Genomic DNA, 15,624 nt, shown 5'->3' on the forward strand with positions numbered 1-15,624 from the left:
ATGGGCTTTCGCTATGCCGACGAACGCGTCACACCCGGAAACGGCTATAGCCACCACGAGGCCGCGGCGTCGAGGTGACGACGGATGCGGTAACGCGCGAGGCTGTCGTCGCCGGCTTCGATCGCCTGCAGGATCCGCAGATGCGCGTGCTCGACGGCGACGACATCGGCCCAATCCGGCTCCGTCTGCGCGGTGCTGGACCAGTGCCGGCGAAACAGCTCGATGATGATGCGAAGGAACAAATCCAGCAGCGCGTTGCCGGCCAGCCGGGCCAATCCGAGGTGGAAGCGGGCCTCTTCGGCGACGGCCTTGCGCACGTCGCCCGGGTGGGTGTCCGGACGGGTCGCCAGAAACGCCGCCACCTCGGACTCGCTGCGCCGCTTGACGATTCTGGCGACGTTGTCGATCTCGATGGCGTCGCGAACGCAGCGCAGGTCGTCCCGCGTCGGCCTGCGGTACTGCAGGTACAGCGCGATGGTGTCGATGCTGGCCTCGGCGTGCGGTGTGGTGACGATCAGGCCGCCGCCCGGCCCGCGCCGCATCCGCGCGACCGAGTGATATTCGAGCAGCCGCACCGCCTCCCGGAAAACCGCGCGGCTGACCCGGTAACGCTCCAGCAGGGCCGTCTCCGTTCCGAACACCGAGCCGACCCGCCAGCCGTCGGCGGCGATGTCGTCGCCGACGGTGACGGCCAGCATCTCGGCGAGTTTGCCGGTGGGCGCGTCACCTTCGAGGGACAGGCCCGGCTGCAGCCGGCGCCCCCCGCGCGGAGGGGTGCCCTCGCCGGGGTAATGCCGCTGCAGCCAGGAGGTCACCGCTTCGACGTGCCGTTCGGAAAGCGTCTTGGCCCGGGCCGCGTCGCCGGAGGTGACGGCGGCGACGAGCCGCGAGTGGTCGCGGTGCATGTGCTCGACCGCCTCGATCGCCTCGGTCGACGAGTCGGCCCGCGACTGCAGGGCATAGCGCGAGGTGAGCCGCATCAAGATGTCGATGAATAATTGCAGGACCGGGCTTTTCGATTGCTCCGCCAGCGCGATGTGGAACTCGTCGCGCGGCGCCGGAAGGCCCGGCCGCCACTGCTCCTCCGCCCGCAACACCGCCCGCAACCGGTCGATGCCGGCCTCGTCGATGCGTTCGGCCGCAAGCGAGGCCGCCAGCGGCTCGAGGACCAGGCGCGCGTTGAGCAGGTCGACCAGGGTCGTGCCCAGGTACTCGAGGTAGATCACCACGGCTCGGGTCGCCGGGCCGGCGTCCGGCCGGCAGATCAGCAGCCCGCCACCCGGTCCGCGGCGCATCCGGGCGACCTGGTGGTGTTCGACCAGGCGGACGGCCTCGCGCAGCACCGATCGGCTCACGCCGTACCGCTGTTGCAGCGCCTGTTCGGAGCCCAGCGATTCGCCGACGGTCCAGCCGCGCCGGACTACGTCCGCCTCGATGCGGCGGGCAATCTGCGCGGCGAGTTTGTCCGCGGGACTCCAATCGCGCTGTGCCACAAGCTATCTCAACAGGTGAGCAATAAGCATCCGGCGACGGGGCCACCGCCCACGGAAACGACGCCGACCTCGGGGCGTTTAGACACCTGGCGCCCCCCCGCGTCGCCCCGCAGCTGCAGGCACCCTTCGTGCAAGGCCCAGTAGCCGTGCATGCGCCCCGCCGACAGCTGGCCGCCGTAGGTGTTCAGCGGCAGTTGGCCGTCACGGGCGATCCGCGCGCCGCCCTCGACGAACGGCCCGGCCTCGCCGTCGCCGCATACCCCCAGCGCCTCGAGCCACGCGAGGGCGAGAAACGTGAAACCGTCGTACAACTCGGCAAGCTCCAGGTCGGCCGGCGTCAACTGGGTGCGTGACCACATCTGCGCGGTCGCGTCCGACATCGCCATCTTCGGGTAGTCGGCACGGTGAAACCAGCCGCCCGCGCCGTCGGATCCGCCGATCGCCTCCACCGCCACCGCGCGGTGCGGACAGTCGCGGGCGTACTGGGCGTGCGACACCACCACCGCGATCGAACCGTCGATGGGCACGTCGCAGTCCAGCAGGCCGAACGGCGTCGAAACCGGCCGCGCCGCAAGGTAGTCGGCCATGGTCATCGGTTCGCGATAGACCGCAAGGGGATTCAGCGCGGCGTTGCGTCTGCCGTTGAGCGCCAGCCAGCCCAGCTGTTCCTTGGTGGTCCCGTACAGCTCCATGTGGCGGCGGCAGTTCAGCGCCAGCCAGTTCGCGGCGGAGTAGGCGTGGGCCGCGACCAGGTCGTTGACGTCGTCCATCGCGCCGACCGCCGGCTTCGGCGCGCCTTCTGGTGTCTCGAACATGCGCGCCAGTGCCGGCGCCGGCGCGTTTTCCTCCCGCTTGACCGGGACCGTCCCGCCGAGCATTTGGATCGTCCGGTAGATCACCACGTGGTGCGCGCGTCGTTCGGCGACCGCGCGGCACGCCGACATCACCGGGCTCAGCAGGCCCCCGGTGCCGAAGCCGGCCCCGCAGTCGGCCGCCTCAATGCGCAGTTCGGCGTTGACGTCCGCGGCGGGGGTGTCGCCTAGGGTGGCGATCCCGTCGATGTCGGTCGGCGACAGGCCGGCGTCGGCGATGGCGGCGCGCACCGCCTCCATGGTCAGTTCCAGGCCCGGGATCCCGGTGCGACGGCCGATTCGCGAGATGCCGAGGCCGGAGATGATCGCGTCTTTTTCGAAGTAGCTCATGTGCACCATCCGTCCAAGCAACCCAAACCAAAGAGTGTACTGTATTGGCCGTGTCAGGCGAGTTGCTCATCGAACACTGCGACGCGTGCGCGCGCTGGGTGCACCCGGCGGCCGGCGAATGCCGGGACTGCGGCGGCCCGCTGGTGGCGCGACCGGTGTCGGGCCGGGGCACCGTGTTCACCTACACCGTGAACCACCACCCGTACAACCCCGAGATCCCGACACCCTACGTGATCGCGATCGTCGAACTCGCCGAGCAGAGCGGGCTGCGGGTGGCCGCCAACATCGTTGGCTGCGAACCGGATTCGGTGACGTGCGGCCTGCCCGTCGCCATCCAGCCCGAGAGGGGCAGCGGCGGCGCGCCGCAATTCGCCCCTGCTTCATAACCGCGAGCAGACGCAAAAGACCCCAAATGCCCAGCGAAATAGGGGCTTTTGCGTCTGCTCGCCGAACGAAAGTTAGTTGATCAGCGGGTCACGCGGCATGCCAAGGATCCGCTCGGCGATCTGATTGCGGGTCACCTCGGAGGTGCCGCCGGCGATCGACATGCCACGGGCGCCCATGATCATCCGGCTCGCCAGCGCGCCCTGCCCGTCGCCAAGCGCGACCTCGGGCCCCAGCAACGCGGCCGAAATCGCGGCCCCGTCCACCATGTGTTCGGCCAACTTCAGCTTGGTGACGTTGCCCTCGGGCCCGGGGCCCGCGCCCTCGACGCTGCGGGCGACGCGGCGCAGGTTCAGCAACCGCAGCGCGTGGTCATCGGCCAGGTAGTTTCCCACGCGGATCTTGGCCCCCGCCAACTGATCCGGTCGCTGCCTGGCGAGTTCGATCAGCATGTCCGCCAGGCCCTCATAGAACGATCCGCTGCCGCCGATGCTGACGCGCTCGTTGCCGAGCGTGGCACGAGCAACCGTCCACCCGGTGTTGGGCTCGCCGACGACGTCTTCGTCGGGAACGAACAAGTCGTTGAAGAACACCTCGTTGAAATCCGAGCCGCCGGTGATCTGCCGCAGCGGCCGCACCTCGACCTCCGGCGCCTTCATGTCGACGATCACCGTGGTGATGCCGGCATGCTTCGGCGCGTCCGGGTCGGTGCGGACGGTAGCCAGCCCCCGCGCGCAATAGTGCGCCCCACTGGTCCACACCTTCTGCCCGTTGATCTTCCAGCCACCCTCGACGCGGGTGGCACGGGTCTTGATGGACGCCGCGTCCGATCCCGCGTCCGGCTCGGAGAACAGCTGACACCAGATCTCGTCTTTGCGCAGCGCCTTCTCTACGAATCTTTCGATCTGCCAGGGGGTTCCGTGCTGGATCAGGGTCAGGATCACCCATCCGGTGATTCCGTAGTCGGGCCGCTTGATGCCGGCGGCGCGAAACTCTTCCTCGATCACCAGCTGCTCCACCGCGTCGGCCGCCCGACCCCACGGCTTGGGCCAGTGCGGCATCACGTAGCCCGTCTCGATCAGCTTGTCGCGCTGGGCCTGTTTGTCCAGGGCGGCGATCTCGGCGGCGTCGGCGTGGATCCGGGTGCGCAGCTCCTCGGCCTCGGGCGGCAGGTCCAGGCTATTCTCGCGCACCGCGCCGGCCGCGGTGCGCTCGAAGACGTCGGCGACCGGGGCGTCCCCGCCGAACAGCGCCGCGGTCACCAGTGACCGCCGCAGGTGCAGGTGCGCGTCGTGCTCCCAGGTGAAGCCGATGCCGCCGTGCACCTGGATGTTCAGCTCGGCATTGCGCGCATACGCCGGGAACGCCAGCGCGGCGGCCGCTGCGGCGATGAGGCGAAACTGATCCTCGTCCTCCCCCGCGGCGCGCGAGGCGTCCCAAACCGCGGCGGTCGCCGACTCGGCGGCCACCAGCATGTTCGCGCAGTGATGCTTGACCGCCTGGAAGGTCGCGATGGTCCGGCCGAATTGCTGGCGCACCTTGGCATAGGCGACGGCGGCCTCGACGCAGTCCGACGACCCGCCGACGGCCTCGGCGGCCAGCAACGTGCGCGCTCGGGCCAGCGCCGACAGCCGCGCGCCCGGCAGGATGTCGTCGGCGCTGACGCGCACGCCCTGCAGGCGCACGCGACCGGAGCGCCGGGTCGGGTCGAGGTTGTCGGGCACGTCCACCGTCACCCCGTCGCGGGCCCGGTCCAGCAGCAGCACGTCGTCACCGGCGGCGACCAGCAGCAGCTCGGCGAGCCCGGCACCCAGCACGATCCCGGCGTCGCCCTCCGCCACGCCGCCGGTGACCCGCACCTTGCCGTCCAGGCCGATGCCCGCGGTGACGGTTCCGTCGATCAGGCCGGGCAGCAGCCGCGACTTCTGCTCTGCGCTGCCCTCTTTGGCGATCACCGCCGAGGCGATCACGGTCGGCACGAACGGTCCCGGCGCCACCGCGCGCCCGAGTTCCTCGACGACCACGACGAGTTCGGGCAGACCGTAGCCGGAGCCGCCGTGCTCCTCGTCGACATGCAGGCCGAGCCAGCCGAGCTCCACCAGGTTCTGCCAGAACGGCGGGCGGGATTCTTCGGCCGCGTCGAGCAGCGACCGCGCCGCCCAGCGCGCCTTCTGCGAAGTCAGGAACGCGCGGGCCACCTCGGCGAGTTCGCGATGGTCGTCGGTCAGTGCGATACCCATGAGGGGCCTCCTCGCTACCGGGCTGACTGCCTGCCCCGCTCCGAGGGGGAGCGGGGCGGCTGCCTAAAGAGTGTACTTATTCCCGGGAAGGCCCGCGCCGGGGGGTTACTTCGGCGCGAAGCGCTGTCCGGCGTCCAGCCGCAGGCACTGGCCGTTGAGCATCGGGTTGTCCACGATGGCCGCCGCGAGTTTGGCGTACTCGATGGGCCGGCCGAGGCGCTTGGGGAAGGCCGCGTCCTTGGTGAGCGCGGCCGCGAACTCGTCCGGTATGCCCTGGGTCAACCCCGTGGCGAACAGGCTGGGCGCGATCGCCAGCACGCGGATGCCCAGCGAACCAAGGTCACGCGCCATCGTCAGGCACATGCCCGCGACGCCGGCCTTGGCGGCGGTGTAGGCAACCTGCCCGATCTGGCCCTCGAAGGCCGCGATCGAGGCCGTGTTGATGATCACGCCGCGCTCTTCGTCCTCGGGTTCGTTCTTGGCCATGTGGGCGGCCGCCAGCCGGCTGATGTTGAAGGTGGCGATCAGGTTGAGATCGATCACCGACTGGAAGGACTCCAGGTCGTGCGGGCCGGACTTGGTCATGGTCCGCTTGGCGATGCCGCCACCGGCGGTGGTGATGATGACGTGCAGGCCGCCCAGCTTGTCGACCGCGGTCTGCAGCGTCTCCTCGGTTCCCGCGAAGTCGGTGACGTCGACGGGGTAGAACGCACCGCTGACGGCCTCGGCGACGGTCTTGCCGTCGGAACCCTCGCGGTCGAGTATGGCGACGTCCGCGCCGCGTTCGTGCAGCAACTCGGCGCTGGCACGGCCCATGCCCGACGCGCCGCCGATGACGACGACCTTCTTCCCGTTGATCTCCATCCGGACCTCCTCGTTAGGCTTGTCAGAATCCACGAAATTTGTAACGTTTCCTAGGCACGCTAGCGTGTCGGCCCGGCGGGGTTGTCCCCGCCTTGTTTCAAGAGCCATGCCAAGCTCGATTGCGTGCTCCTCTTCGACGTCGCAAGCACGTCGCTGAATGTCGGCGGGACGTCGTCGCGGCTGGCCAAGGTCGCCCACATCGCCGAGCTGCTGCGGCGCGCCGGCGCCGACCCACAGGCGGCGGCGATCATCGTCTCGTGGCTGTCGGGTGAGCTGCGGCAGCGCCAGATCGGGGTCGGCTGGGCGTCGCTGCGGTCCCGGCCGCCGCCGGCGTCAGACCCGACCCTGACCGTCACCGGGGTCGACGCCACCTTCACCGAGATCGGGGCGGTGTCGGGCAAGGGATCGCAGGCGCGGCGGGCCGAACTCCTCGGTGCGCTGTTCGCCGCCGCGACCGAAACCGAGCAGGCCTTTCTGCTGCGCCTGCTCGGCGGCGAGCTGCGCCAGGGGGCGCTGGCCGGGATCATGGCCGATGCCGTGGCCAAGGCCGCCGGGCTCCCCACCGCGTCGGTCCAACGCGCCGCGATGCTGGGCGGGGACTTGCCGGCGGTGGCCGCGGCTTGTTTAAAGGCCGCCCTCTCCGGGGAAGCCGCGGCCCTGGACGCGTTCACCCTGCGGGTCGGCCGGCCGGTCAGCCCGATGCTGGCCCAGACCGCGCCTGGCGTCGCCGATGCGCTCGAACGACACGGCGGCACAAGCATTTTCGAGGCGAAGCTGGACGGCGCGCGAGTGCAGATCCACCGCTCCGGCGACCAGGTCACGGTCTACACCCGCAGCCTCGACGACGTCACGGCCCGGCTGCCGGAGGTGGTCGAGGCGACGCTGGCGCTGCCGGCAACCGAGCTGATCGCCGACGGCGAGGCGATCGCGCTGCGGCCCGACAACTCACCGCATCGCTTCCAGGTCACCGCCTCGCGGTTCGGCCGATCCGTCGACATCGAGGCGGCCCTTGCCGCCCAACGGCTTTCGGTGTTCTTCTTCGACATCCTGCACCGCGACGGCGTGGACCTGCTGGACGCGCCGACCGTCGACCGGTTGGCCGCCCTGGACGACCTGGTGCCGCCCGCACAGCGGGTGGACCGGCTGCTGACATCGGACCCGTCGCGGGCCGCCGCCTTCCTGGACGCCACCCTGGCCGCCGGCCACGAGGGGGTGATGGCCAAGGCGCCCGACGCGCCGTACCTGGCGGGGCGCCGCGGCGCGGGCTGGCTGAAGGTCAAGCCGGTGCACACCCTGGATCTGGTGGTGCTCGCCGTCGAGTGGGGATCGGGGCGCCGCCGCGGCAAGCTGTCCAACATCCACCTGGGCGCCCGCGACCCGGCCACCGGCGAATTCGTGATGGTGGGAAAGACTTTCAAGGGCATGACCGATGCGATGCTGGACTGGCAGACCACCCGGTTCGGCGAACTCGCCGTAAGCGGAACTGACTCCTACGTCGTGCGGCTGCGGCCCGAGCAGGTGGTCGAGGTGGCCCTCGACGGCGTGCAGAAGTCGTCGCGCTATCCCGGTGGCCTCGCGTTGCGGTTCGCCCGGGTGGTGCGCTACCGCGACGACAAGGGCCCCGCCGACGCCGACACCATCGACGCGGTGCGGGCGCTGTATTAAAACTCCCGTGCAAACAGGAATTGTCAATTTTGCGCGCGTAGGGTTTTCGCCGTGGCAGTCAAAGAGCACGACAAAGGCGTCAGCTTCATCCACACTCTCGAAGAGCTACCGCCGGTCGCGATCATCGACCGGTCCCCCATCACCGCCTGGCACAAGGCCGTCTTCGGCGTGATCGCCGTGATCGGCGCCATCGCCTGGGCGATCATCGCCACCGCGCGCGGCGAGACGGTGAACGCTATCTGGTTCGTGGTCGCGGCGATCTGCACCTACATCATCGGGTACCGGTTCTATGCCCGGTTGGTCGAAATGAAGATCGTGCGTCCGCGCGACGACCACGCCACCCCGGCCGAGATGCTCGACGACGGCACCGACTACGTGCCCACCGACCGGCGCGTGCTGTTCGGGCATCATTTCGCCGCCATCGCGGGGGCCGGGCCGCTCGTCGGCCCGGTGCTGGCCACCCAGATGGGCTACCTGCCCGGGACCATCTGGATCATCGCCGGCGCGGTGTTCGGCGGCTGCGTGCAGGACTACCTGGTGCTCTGGATATCCACCCGGCGCCGCGGCCGTTCCCTGGGCCAGATGGCCCGCGACGAGCTGGGCGCGGTGGGCGGGGCCGCCGCCCTCCTCGGGGTGCTCGTCATCATGGTGATCCTGATCGCGGTGCTGGCAATGATCGTGGTGCAGGCACTGGCCAAGAGCCCGTGGGGGGTGTTCTCCATCGCCATGACCATCCCCATCGCCCTGTTCATGGGCTGCTACCTGCGGTTCCTGCGGCCAGGGCGGGTGTCGGAAGTGTCCGTGATCGGGTTCGTGCTGCTGCTGCTCGCCGTGGCCTCGGGCAACTGGGTCGCCGAAACATCCTGGGGCGCATCCTGGTTCACCCTGTCCCCCGTCGCCCTGTGCTGGTGCCTGATCGTCTATGGCCTCGCCGCGTCGGTGCTGCCGGTGTGGTTGCTGCTGGCGCCGCGCGACTACCTGTCGACGTTCATGAAGGTCGGCGCCGTCGGGCTCATCGCGGTCGGCATCTGCATCGCACAGCCGGTGATGCAGGCGCCCGCGGTCTCACAGTTCGCCACCCGGGGCAACGGCCCGGTGTTCGCCGGCGCGCTGTTCCCGTTCCTGTTCATCACGATCGCGTGTGGCGCCCTATCAGGATTTCACTCGCTGATCTCGTCCGGGACGACGCCGAAGATGCTGGAGAAGGAAGGCCAGATGCGGCTGATCGGCTACGGCGGCATGCTCACCGAGTCGTTCGTCGCGGTCATGGCGCTGATCACTGCGTCGATCATCAACCAGCACCTGTACTTCACCCTCAACGCGCCCGCCGCACAGACCGGCGGCACCGCGTCAACCGCCGCGCAATACGTCAACAAGCTCGGCCTGTCCGGCGCACCGGCCACGGCGGACCAGATCAACCAGGCCGCGGCCAGTGTCGGCGAGAAGTCCATCGTGTCGCGCACCGGCGGGGCGCCGACGCTGGCGTTCGGTATGTCCGAGGTGTTGCAGCGGGTGTTCGGCGGGGCGGGGCTCAAGGCGTTCTGGTATCACTTCGCGATCATGTTCGAGGCGCTGTTCATCCTGACCACTGTCGACGCAGGGACCCGGGTCAACCGGTTCATGCTCTCCGACACGCTCGGCAACTTCGGCGGCCCGCTGGCCAAGCTGCGCAACCCGAGCTGGCGGCCCGGCGTGTGGCTGTGCAGCCTGGCCGTCGTCGCCGCCTGGGGTAGCACCCTGCTGATGGGGGTGACCGATCCGCTGGGCGGCATCAACACCCTTTTCCCGCTGTTCGGCATTGCCAACCAGCTGCTCGCGGCGATCGCGCTGACCGTCATCACCGTCGTGGTCATCAAGAAGGGCCTACTGAGGTGGGCGTGGATCCCGGGGATTCCGCTGCTGTGGGACCTGGCCGTCACGCTGACCGCGTCGTGGCAGAAGATCTTCTCCGGCGATCCCGCCGTCGGCTACTGGACCCAGCACTCCTTGTACCTGGCGGCCAAACACGCCGGCAAGACCACGTTCGGTGCCGCGAAGAACGCCCGCCAACTCGACGAGGTCATCAGGAACACCGCCATTCAGGGCACCCTGTCGATCCTCTTCGCGTTGGTCGTCGTCATCGTGTTCGTCGCCGGAATCGCCGTCGCGCTCAGGGCGCTCGGCGGTGGCGGACGGCCGTTGAGCGAGGACGACCCGGTGCCGTCGAAACGGTTCGCACCCGCCGGGCTGATCCCCACCCCCGCCGAGCGGGAGGTGCAAAAACAATGGGACGTGGCCCCGGCCCCTGGCGGTTAATCGCGCTTGGCGTACGGCTTCGCAATCCAAGTGCGCGCTTCATCGGCTTCCGCCTCGGAAAACGTCATGTACCGGCCCGGCCACAGGAACCCGAAGAGCTCACTGAATCGCGCCATCTGCTTTACCCATTCCACGTCGCTGACGATCGCGCAGCGATCCCAGTCGAAGTAGTGACCGATACCGAACTTGGAATCCGCCCAGATCGCGCCCGGCCCAAAACTGGTGAAGTCGGGCGCGATCTCGAGATAAATTCCCACCCTGTCGTGCCGGCTCAATTTGTCTTCGAAGCCCGGTATGAGCACCGCGTCATAGTCGGCCTTGGTCACGTGCCCATGGAACGCGAACGCGGCGACATCGTCGGGAAAATCCTCGAGCATCTCGATCACGACGCCATCGTCTCCGCACCGGACGTGGCGGCCTAGGGGCCAAAGTCATCGGAAGCCGCGAACGGTGCCTTGGTGATGCCGTCGAGGCGAAGGGGTAGTCGACTACTCACGACGAATGCCGCTCGTCGCTCTTACGGTGATTTCACCAACGCCCGGTTCATCCGGTCACGGGACCACCGCATCGAAAAGAGTCAGACGAAATGTCGGCATCACCAACGGGACTCGCGAGACCAACCGATCCCGTCAACGAGCGCACACGCCAACGCCCATCGGTCGAGGTGTCGCCCGCCGAAGTGGTGATCAGCACCCAGCAGGTGGTGTTCGGCACCGCGGCGGCCTTGGGCACGCGCCGCGAGAGCATCGGCCGCCGGTTCGTCGCAATCGTCCGCCGCACGCTCGTGACCTCGCCGGATGAACCGGGCCCGCCGCGCAGGCACTACCCGCGGCACTACGGATTCCTCGAGAACTCCCTCATGGCACGCGAAATGGAAAGACTATGAACGTCATTGTCACCTTCGCCTCCGCGGTGCTGATGCTGATGATCGCGAAGGGGACCTACAGCCTGCAGTGGTGGCTCGAGCGCAGCGACTACAACCGTCACTTCGAGGATTGATCGCCCACGCCCGTAAAGGTTGATGCCTCCGGCCGTGGCACGGTCCTAAAATTGCGCGATGATGCTCGGTATCGACTTCGGCACCACCCACACCGTCGTTGCGGCCGTCGACCGGGGCAACTATCCGGTCATCTCTTTCGACGGCCTGGACGCCTGGCCGTCGCTCATCGCGGCCCACACAGACGGGCGGTTGCGGTTCGGGCTGGACGCCGCCGCGGTCCGCCACGAGCCGGGGTGGTCGCTGTTGCGATCGTTCAAACGCCTTCTCAACGAAGCCGGCCCGCAGACCGAGGTGCACGTGGCCGGTCGCGACCATCGGCTGCCCGACCTGCTCACCGCCTTTCTGGCGCAGCTGAAGAGCGACCTGCAAACCCGTTCCAATGCCACCCTCGCACCCGGCGAGACAATCGAGGCCGCGATCAGCGTGCCGGCCAACGCCTCCAGCGCCCAGCGCCTGCTGACCCTGGACGCCTTCGTCGCGGCGGGTTTCCACGTCGTCGCGCTGCTGAACGAACCATCGGCCGCCAGCCTCGAGTATGCGCACCGATACCGCTCCACAATCACCGCCAAGCGCGAGCACGTCCTCATCTACGACCTCGGCGGCGGCACCTTCGACGCGTCGCTGCTCAGGATGACCGGGCACGAGAACGAAGTGGTGGTCAGCGAGGGCATCCAACGCCTCGGCGGTGACGACTTCGACGAGGCGATCGTGGACCTCGTCCTCGACCGGCTGAACCTGAACGGGGCGGATCCCGCCACACGCGAGCTGCTCAAGGACGAGTGCGCCGCGCGCAAGGAGGCCGTCGGGCCGCAGACGCGCCGTTTCCTGGTGGACCTCACCGGAATCGACGCGGTCGACCGGCCCCCGTTCTCCTGCGGCATCGACGACGTCTACTCCGTGTGTGCGCCGCTCGTCGACCAGACGACCGAACTGCTGCAGCGCGTCCTGCAGGGTCCGACCCGGGACGGCAAGGACGTGGACTGGTCGGAGGTGGCGGGCATCTACGTGGTGGGCGGCGCCGGGGGCTTCCCGCTGGTTGCCCGGATGCTGCGCAGCGCCTTCGGTGAGAAGCGCGTGAAGCGCTCCCCGCACCCGTTCGCGGCGACGGCGATCGGCCTGGCGGTCTTCCTCGACAAGGAAGCGGGTTTCGCGCTGTCCGAACGCTTTTCGCGGCACTTCGGGGTTTTCCGCGAGGCGCAGGCCGGCACCGACGTGGTCTTCGACCCGATCGTGCCCAAGGACGCGTCGCTTCCGGCGGACGGGCGGACCCCGCTGGTCGTCAGCCGCACCTATCGGGCGGCGCACAACATCGGACACTTCCGCTTCGTGGAGTGCAGCCGCCTGATCGACGGGCGGCCCGACGGGGACGTCACGCCCTATGACCCGGTGCTCTTCCCGTTCGACCCGGCCCTGCGCGACCGCGACGACCTCGGCCGCCAGCCGGTCGGGCGGTGGAGTGACGGCCCGGACGTCGAGGAGCGCTACGTCGTCACCCCGAGCGGCGCGGTCGAGGTGACGCTGACGACGCAACCGGCCGGCTTCAAGCGCACCTTCCGGCTGGAGCGCTGCGCCGCCGCGGGTTGATGAATCGATGCCACACCGGGAATACCCCGGACTATGGCAGATTTAGATCTGGACGCCCTTTCCACCCGCGAACACGGCTACACCGTCAACGACGAGGACGACGACGACCCGGTGCTGCTCGACCGGGACGGCAACCACGTCGACACGTGGCGCGAGCGCTACCCGTACGACCACCGGATGCCGCGCGACGAATACGAGCGGCTGAAGCGCAGGCTGCAGATCGAGCTGCTGAAGCTGCAAAACCACGCCAAGCGCACCGGCCGCCGGCACGTGATCGTGTTCGAGGGCCGCGACGCCGCCGGCAAGGGCGGGACCATTCAGCGGTTCATGGAGCATCTCAACCCCCGCAGCGCGCGGGTGGTGGCGCTGGAGAAGCCGAGCGATCGCGAAAAATCGCAGTGGTATTTTCAGCGCTACGTCACCCACCTGCCGGCCGGCGGCGAGATCGTGCTGTTCGACCGCTCCTGGTACAACCGCGCCGGCGTCGAAAGGGTGATGGGCTTCTGCACCCCCGAGCAATACGCCGAATTCATGGAGCAGGCACCGCTTTTCGAACGGATGCTGGTCGACAACGGAATCGACCTGACGAAGTTCTGGTGCTCGGTCTCGCCGGCCGAGCAGCGCACCCGGTTCGCCATCCGGCTGGTCGACCCGGTGCGGCAGTGGAAGTTCTCGCCGATGGACATGGAGTCGGTGACCCGATGGGACGACTACACCGCGGCCAAGGAGGCGATGTTCGCCGCGACCGACACCGACGCCGCCCCGTGGATCGTGGTGCGCAGCAACGACAAGAAGCGCGCCCGGATCAACGCGATGCGCTACGTTCTGGCCAAGTCCGACTACGACGACAAGGACCACGACGTGGTGGGCGAGCCGGACCCGCAGATCGTGGGCCGCGCGCTGCTGGACTGAGTTGCGCCCCGACGGAAGGAGACACGTCATGTCCACCTGGCTCATCACCGGCTGCTCGACGGGGCTCGGCCGCGCGCTGGCCGAAGCCGTCATCGCCGCCGGACACAACGCGGTCGTCACCGCGCGTGACGTCGCGAAGGTGTCCGACCTGGGCCCGACGGAGCGGGTGCTCGCCGTCGCGCTCGACGTCACCGATCCCGCGCAGGTCGCCGCGGCGGTGCGGCAGGCCGACGAGCGGTTCGGCGCCGTCGACGTTTTGGTCAACAACGCCGGCTACGGCTATCGCGCCGCGGTGGAGGAAGGCGAGGACGCCGCGGTGCACGAATTGTTCGAGACGCACTTCTTCGGCAGCGTGGCGATGATCAAGGCCGTCCTGCCGGGGATGCGGGCGCGCCGCAGCGGGGCGATCGTGAACATCTCCTCGATCGGCGCGACCGTCACGCCGGTGGGCTCCGGGTACTACGCGGCCGCCAAGGCCGCCATCGAGGGGATGAGCGGGGCCCTGCGCGGTGAGCTCGCGCCGCTCGGCATCTCGGTGACGGTCGTCGAGCCCGGCGCGTTTCGCACCGACTTCGCCGGGCGCTCGCTCGCGCAGACGGCCACGGTCATCGACGACTACGCGGGCACCGCCGGGCAGCGCCGCAAGGAAAACGACACGATGCACGGCAACCAGGCCGGCGACCCGGCCAAGGCGGCCACCGCGATCATCGCGGCGGTCGAGTCCGGCGAGCCGCCGGGGTTTCTTCTACTGGGTCCCGACGCCCTGGGCCTCTACCGCTATGTCGCGGACGCCCGCGCGGCCGAGATCGCGAAATGGGAACACCTCACCACCGGCACCGACTTCGCCTGAGGCTCAGCCGCGCAGCGCGGGCAGCACGTCACGCTCCCACGCCGCGAAGAACCCGTCCATGTCGGGTCCGATCTGCTGCACGTAGACCTCGTCGATATCGGCGTCGATGTACTTGCGCACCTGCGCAACGTGCTTGTCCGGATCCGGTCCGCACGCGACGCTTTCGGCGACCTTGTCCGGCGGCACCAACGACATGAGCGCCGCGAAGTCCTTGGGCCGCGGCAGCATCTGCGACGTCTGCCCCGGCAGCCCCTCGTTGGCCCACAATCGATGCGCCACCTTCAGCGCGGCGTCGGGATCCTGGTCCCAGCTCACCTTGGTGCCCCCCTGCACCGGCTTGTCGCCGCCGCCTGCCTCCCGGAACTGTTTGACCAAGTCCGCCTCGGGCATCGCGATGCTGTATCCGTCACCGATGCGCGCGGCCAGCTGAACGGCCTGCGGGCCGAATCCGGAGACGTAGATCGGCACCGGCTGCTCCGGCCGCGTGTAGATCTGGGCTTCCTGCACCTCGTAGTGCTTGCCGTGGTGGCTCACCTCGCCGCCCTGGTGCAGCTTGCGGATGACCTCGACGGCCTCCTCGAGCATCTCCAGGCGCACACCGGCGGACGGCCAGGGATCGCCCAGGATGTGCTCGTTGAGCGCCTCACCGCTGCCCACCCCCAGCACGAAGCGGCCGCCGAGCTGGACGGCCGCGGTGGCCGACGCCTGCGCGATGATCGCCGGATGCGTCCGTACCGTCGGGCAGGTGACGGCCGTGCTGACCGGCAGCGACGTCGCCTCCGACAGCGCGCCGATCACGCCCCACACGAAGGGACTCTGGCCCTGCTCGTCGTTCCACGGGTGAAAGTGGTCGGAGATCCACAGCGCGTCGAAGCCCGCCGCCTCCGCCCGCTTGGCCTGGTCGACCAGTTCCTTGGGGCCGAACTGCTCACTGGAAAGGAAGTATCCGATCTTGGTCATGGCGGCGGGCTACCCGGTAAGCGGCGGATTATGCGTCGTTATCGGCAACCATCGGTCCGGCCCCGAATTAGGTTGCGATCCAACATGTTCCGCGTCGCGGCCACATCCGCCACACTAATCACGCCGCCGGAAGGACCATCCTTTGTGCCCGCCTCATAGCGACAACTGCTACACG

General features: G+C 68.9%; 13 protein-coding genes. 7 read left to right on the top strand and 6 right to left on the bottom strand.

The genetic code is table 11. From position 1 onward, the window contains the following. Positions 1-44: 44 nt before the first annotated feature. Together A5706_RS30020 and A5706_RS30025 are read right to left on the bottom strand one after the other, a co-directional pair. Positions 45-1,493, bottom strand: a complete 1,449-nt coding sequence (locus A5706_RS30020; RefSeq protein WP_068139621.1) for a FadR/GntR family transcriptional regulator — start codon at positions 1,491-1,493, stop codon at positions 45-47. Positions 1,494-1,501: 8 nt separating this feature from the next. Further along, entirely contained in the window at positions 1,502-2,695 is a 1,194-nt protein-coding gene (locus A5706_RS30025) for a thiolase family protein (protein WP_068139721.1), read from the bottom strand. A gap of 50 nt (positions 2,696-2,745) precedes the next feature. On the opposite strand from A5706_RS30025, the gene A5706_RS30030 reads away from it, so the two are divergent. Then, the gene (locus A5706_RS30030; protein ID WP_369831977.1) at positions 2,746-3,081 is read left to right on the top strand and encodes a Zn-ribbon domain-containing OB-fold protein; all 336 of its coding nucleotides are present in this window, start codon (positions 2,746-2,748) and stop codon (positions 3,079-3,081) included. Between the two features lie 72 nt (positions 3,082-3,153). On the opposite strand, the gene A5706_RS30035 is transcribed toward A5706_RS30030, so the two are convergent. Further along, positions 3,154-5,319, bottom strand: coding sequence for an acyl-CoA dehydrogenase (locus A5706_RS30035; RefSeq protein ID WP_068139626.1), 2,166 nt, complete (start codon positions 5,317-5,319; stop codon positions 3,154-3,156). Between the two features lie 105 nt (positions 5,320-5,424). Continuing rightward, positions 5,425-6,183, bottom strand: coding sequence for an SDR family NAD(P)-dependent oxidoreductase (locus A5706_RS30040; RefSeq protein ID WP_068139630.1), 759 nt, complete (start codon positions 6,181-6,183; stop codon positions 5,425-5,427). A 123-nt stretch (positions 6,184-6,306) separates the two neighbouring features. On the opposite strand from A5706_RS30040, the gene A5706_RS30045 reads away from it, so the two are divergent. Continuing rightward, positions 6,307-7,848 carry an ATP-dependent DNA ligase gene (locus A5706_RS30045; RefSeq protein WP_068139633.1) on the top strand — a complete coding sequence of 514 codons (1,542 nt, stop codon included), beginning with the start codon at positions 6,307-6,309 and terminating at the stop codon, positions 7,846-7,848. Positions 7,849-7,899: 51 nt separating this feature from the next. Next, the gene (locus A5706_RS30050; RefSeq protein WP_068139636.1) at positions 7,900-10,143 is read left to right on the top strand and encodes a carbon starvation CstA family protein; all 2,244 of its coding nucleotides are present in this window, start codon (positions 7,900-7,902) and stop codon (positions 10,141-10,143) included. Here A5706_RS30050 and A5706_RS30055 read toward each other — a convergent pair. Further along, on the bottom strand, positions 10,140-10,520 hold the full coding sequence (locus A5706_RS30055; RefSeq protein ID WP_231985473.1) for an STAS/SEC14 domain-containing protein: 381 nt from the start codon (positions 10,518-10,520) through the stop codon (positions 10,140-10,142). The two genes, A5706_RS30050 and A5706_RS30055, sit on opposite strands and share 4 nt — an antisense overlap. 302 nt (positions 10,521-10,822) lie before the next feature. Here A5706_RS30055 and A5706_RS30060 point away from each other — a divergent pair, with 302 nt between their 5' ends. The 4 genes from A5706_RS30060 (at position 10,823) to A5706_RS30075 (ending at position 14,489) form a co-directional block, all read left to right on the top strand. Next, positions 10,823-11,029 (top strand): hypothetical protein, encoded by a 207-nt coding sequence (locus A5706_RS30060; protein ID WP_156767415.1) that lies wholly within the window; start codon positions 10,823-10,825, stop codon positions 11,027-11,029. Positions 11,030-11,200: 171 nt separating this feature from the next. Further along, on the top strand, positions 11,201-12,727 hold the full coding sequence (locus tag A5706_RS30065) for an Hsp70 family protein (protein WP_068139643.1): 1,527 nt from the start codon (positions 11,201-11,203) through the stop codon (positions 12,725-12,727). A 33-nt stretch (positions 12,728-12,760) separates the two neighbouring features. Further along, positions 12,761-13,639: a polyphosphate kinase 2 gene (gene ppk2, locus A5706_RS30070; RefSeq protein ID WP_068139647.1), complete on the top strand. Its 879-nt coding sequence runs from the start codon at positions 12,761-12,763 to the stop codon at positions 13,637-13,639. Between the two features lie 28 nt (positions 13,640-13,667). Beyond that, on the top strand, positions 13,668-14,489 hold the full coding sequence (locus tag A5706_RS30075; protein WP_068139648.1) for an oxidoreductase: 822 nt from the start codon (positions 13,668-13,670) through the stop codon (positions 14,487-14,489). Positions 14,490-14,492: 3 nt separating this feature from the next. Here the strand turns inward: A5706_RS30075 and A5706_RS30080 are convergent, their stop codons facing one another. Further along, positions 14,493-15,449, bottom strand: a complete 957-nt coding sequence (locus tag A5706_RS30080; protein ID WP_068139653.1) for an LLM class F420-dependent oxidoreductase — start codon at positions 15,447-15,449, stop codon at positions 14,493-14,495. Positions 15,450-15,624: the final 175 nt, after the last annotated feature.

It is taken from the genome of Mycobacterium sp. E796 (assembly GCF_001672815.1).
GTDB lineage: Bacteria > Actinomycetota > Actinomycetes > Mycobacteriales > Mycobacteriaceae > Mycobacterium.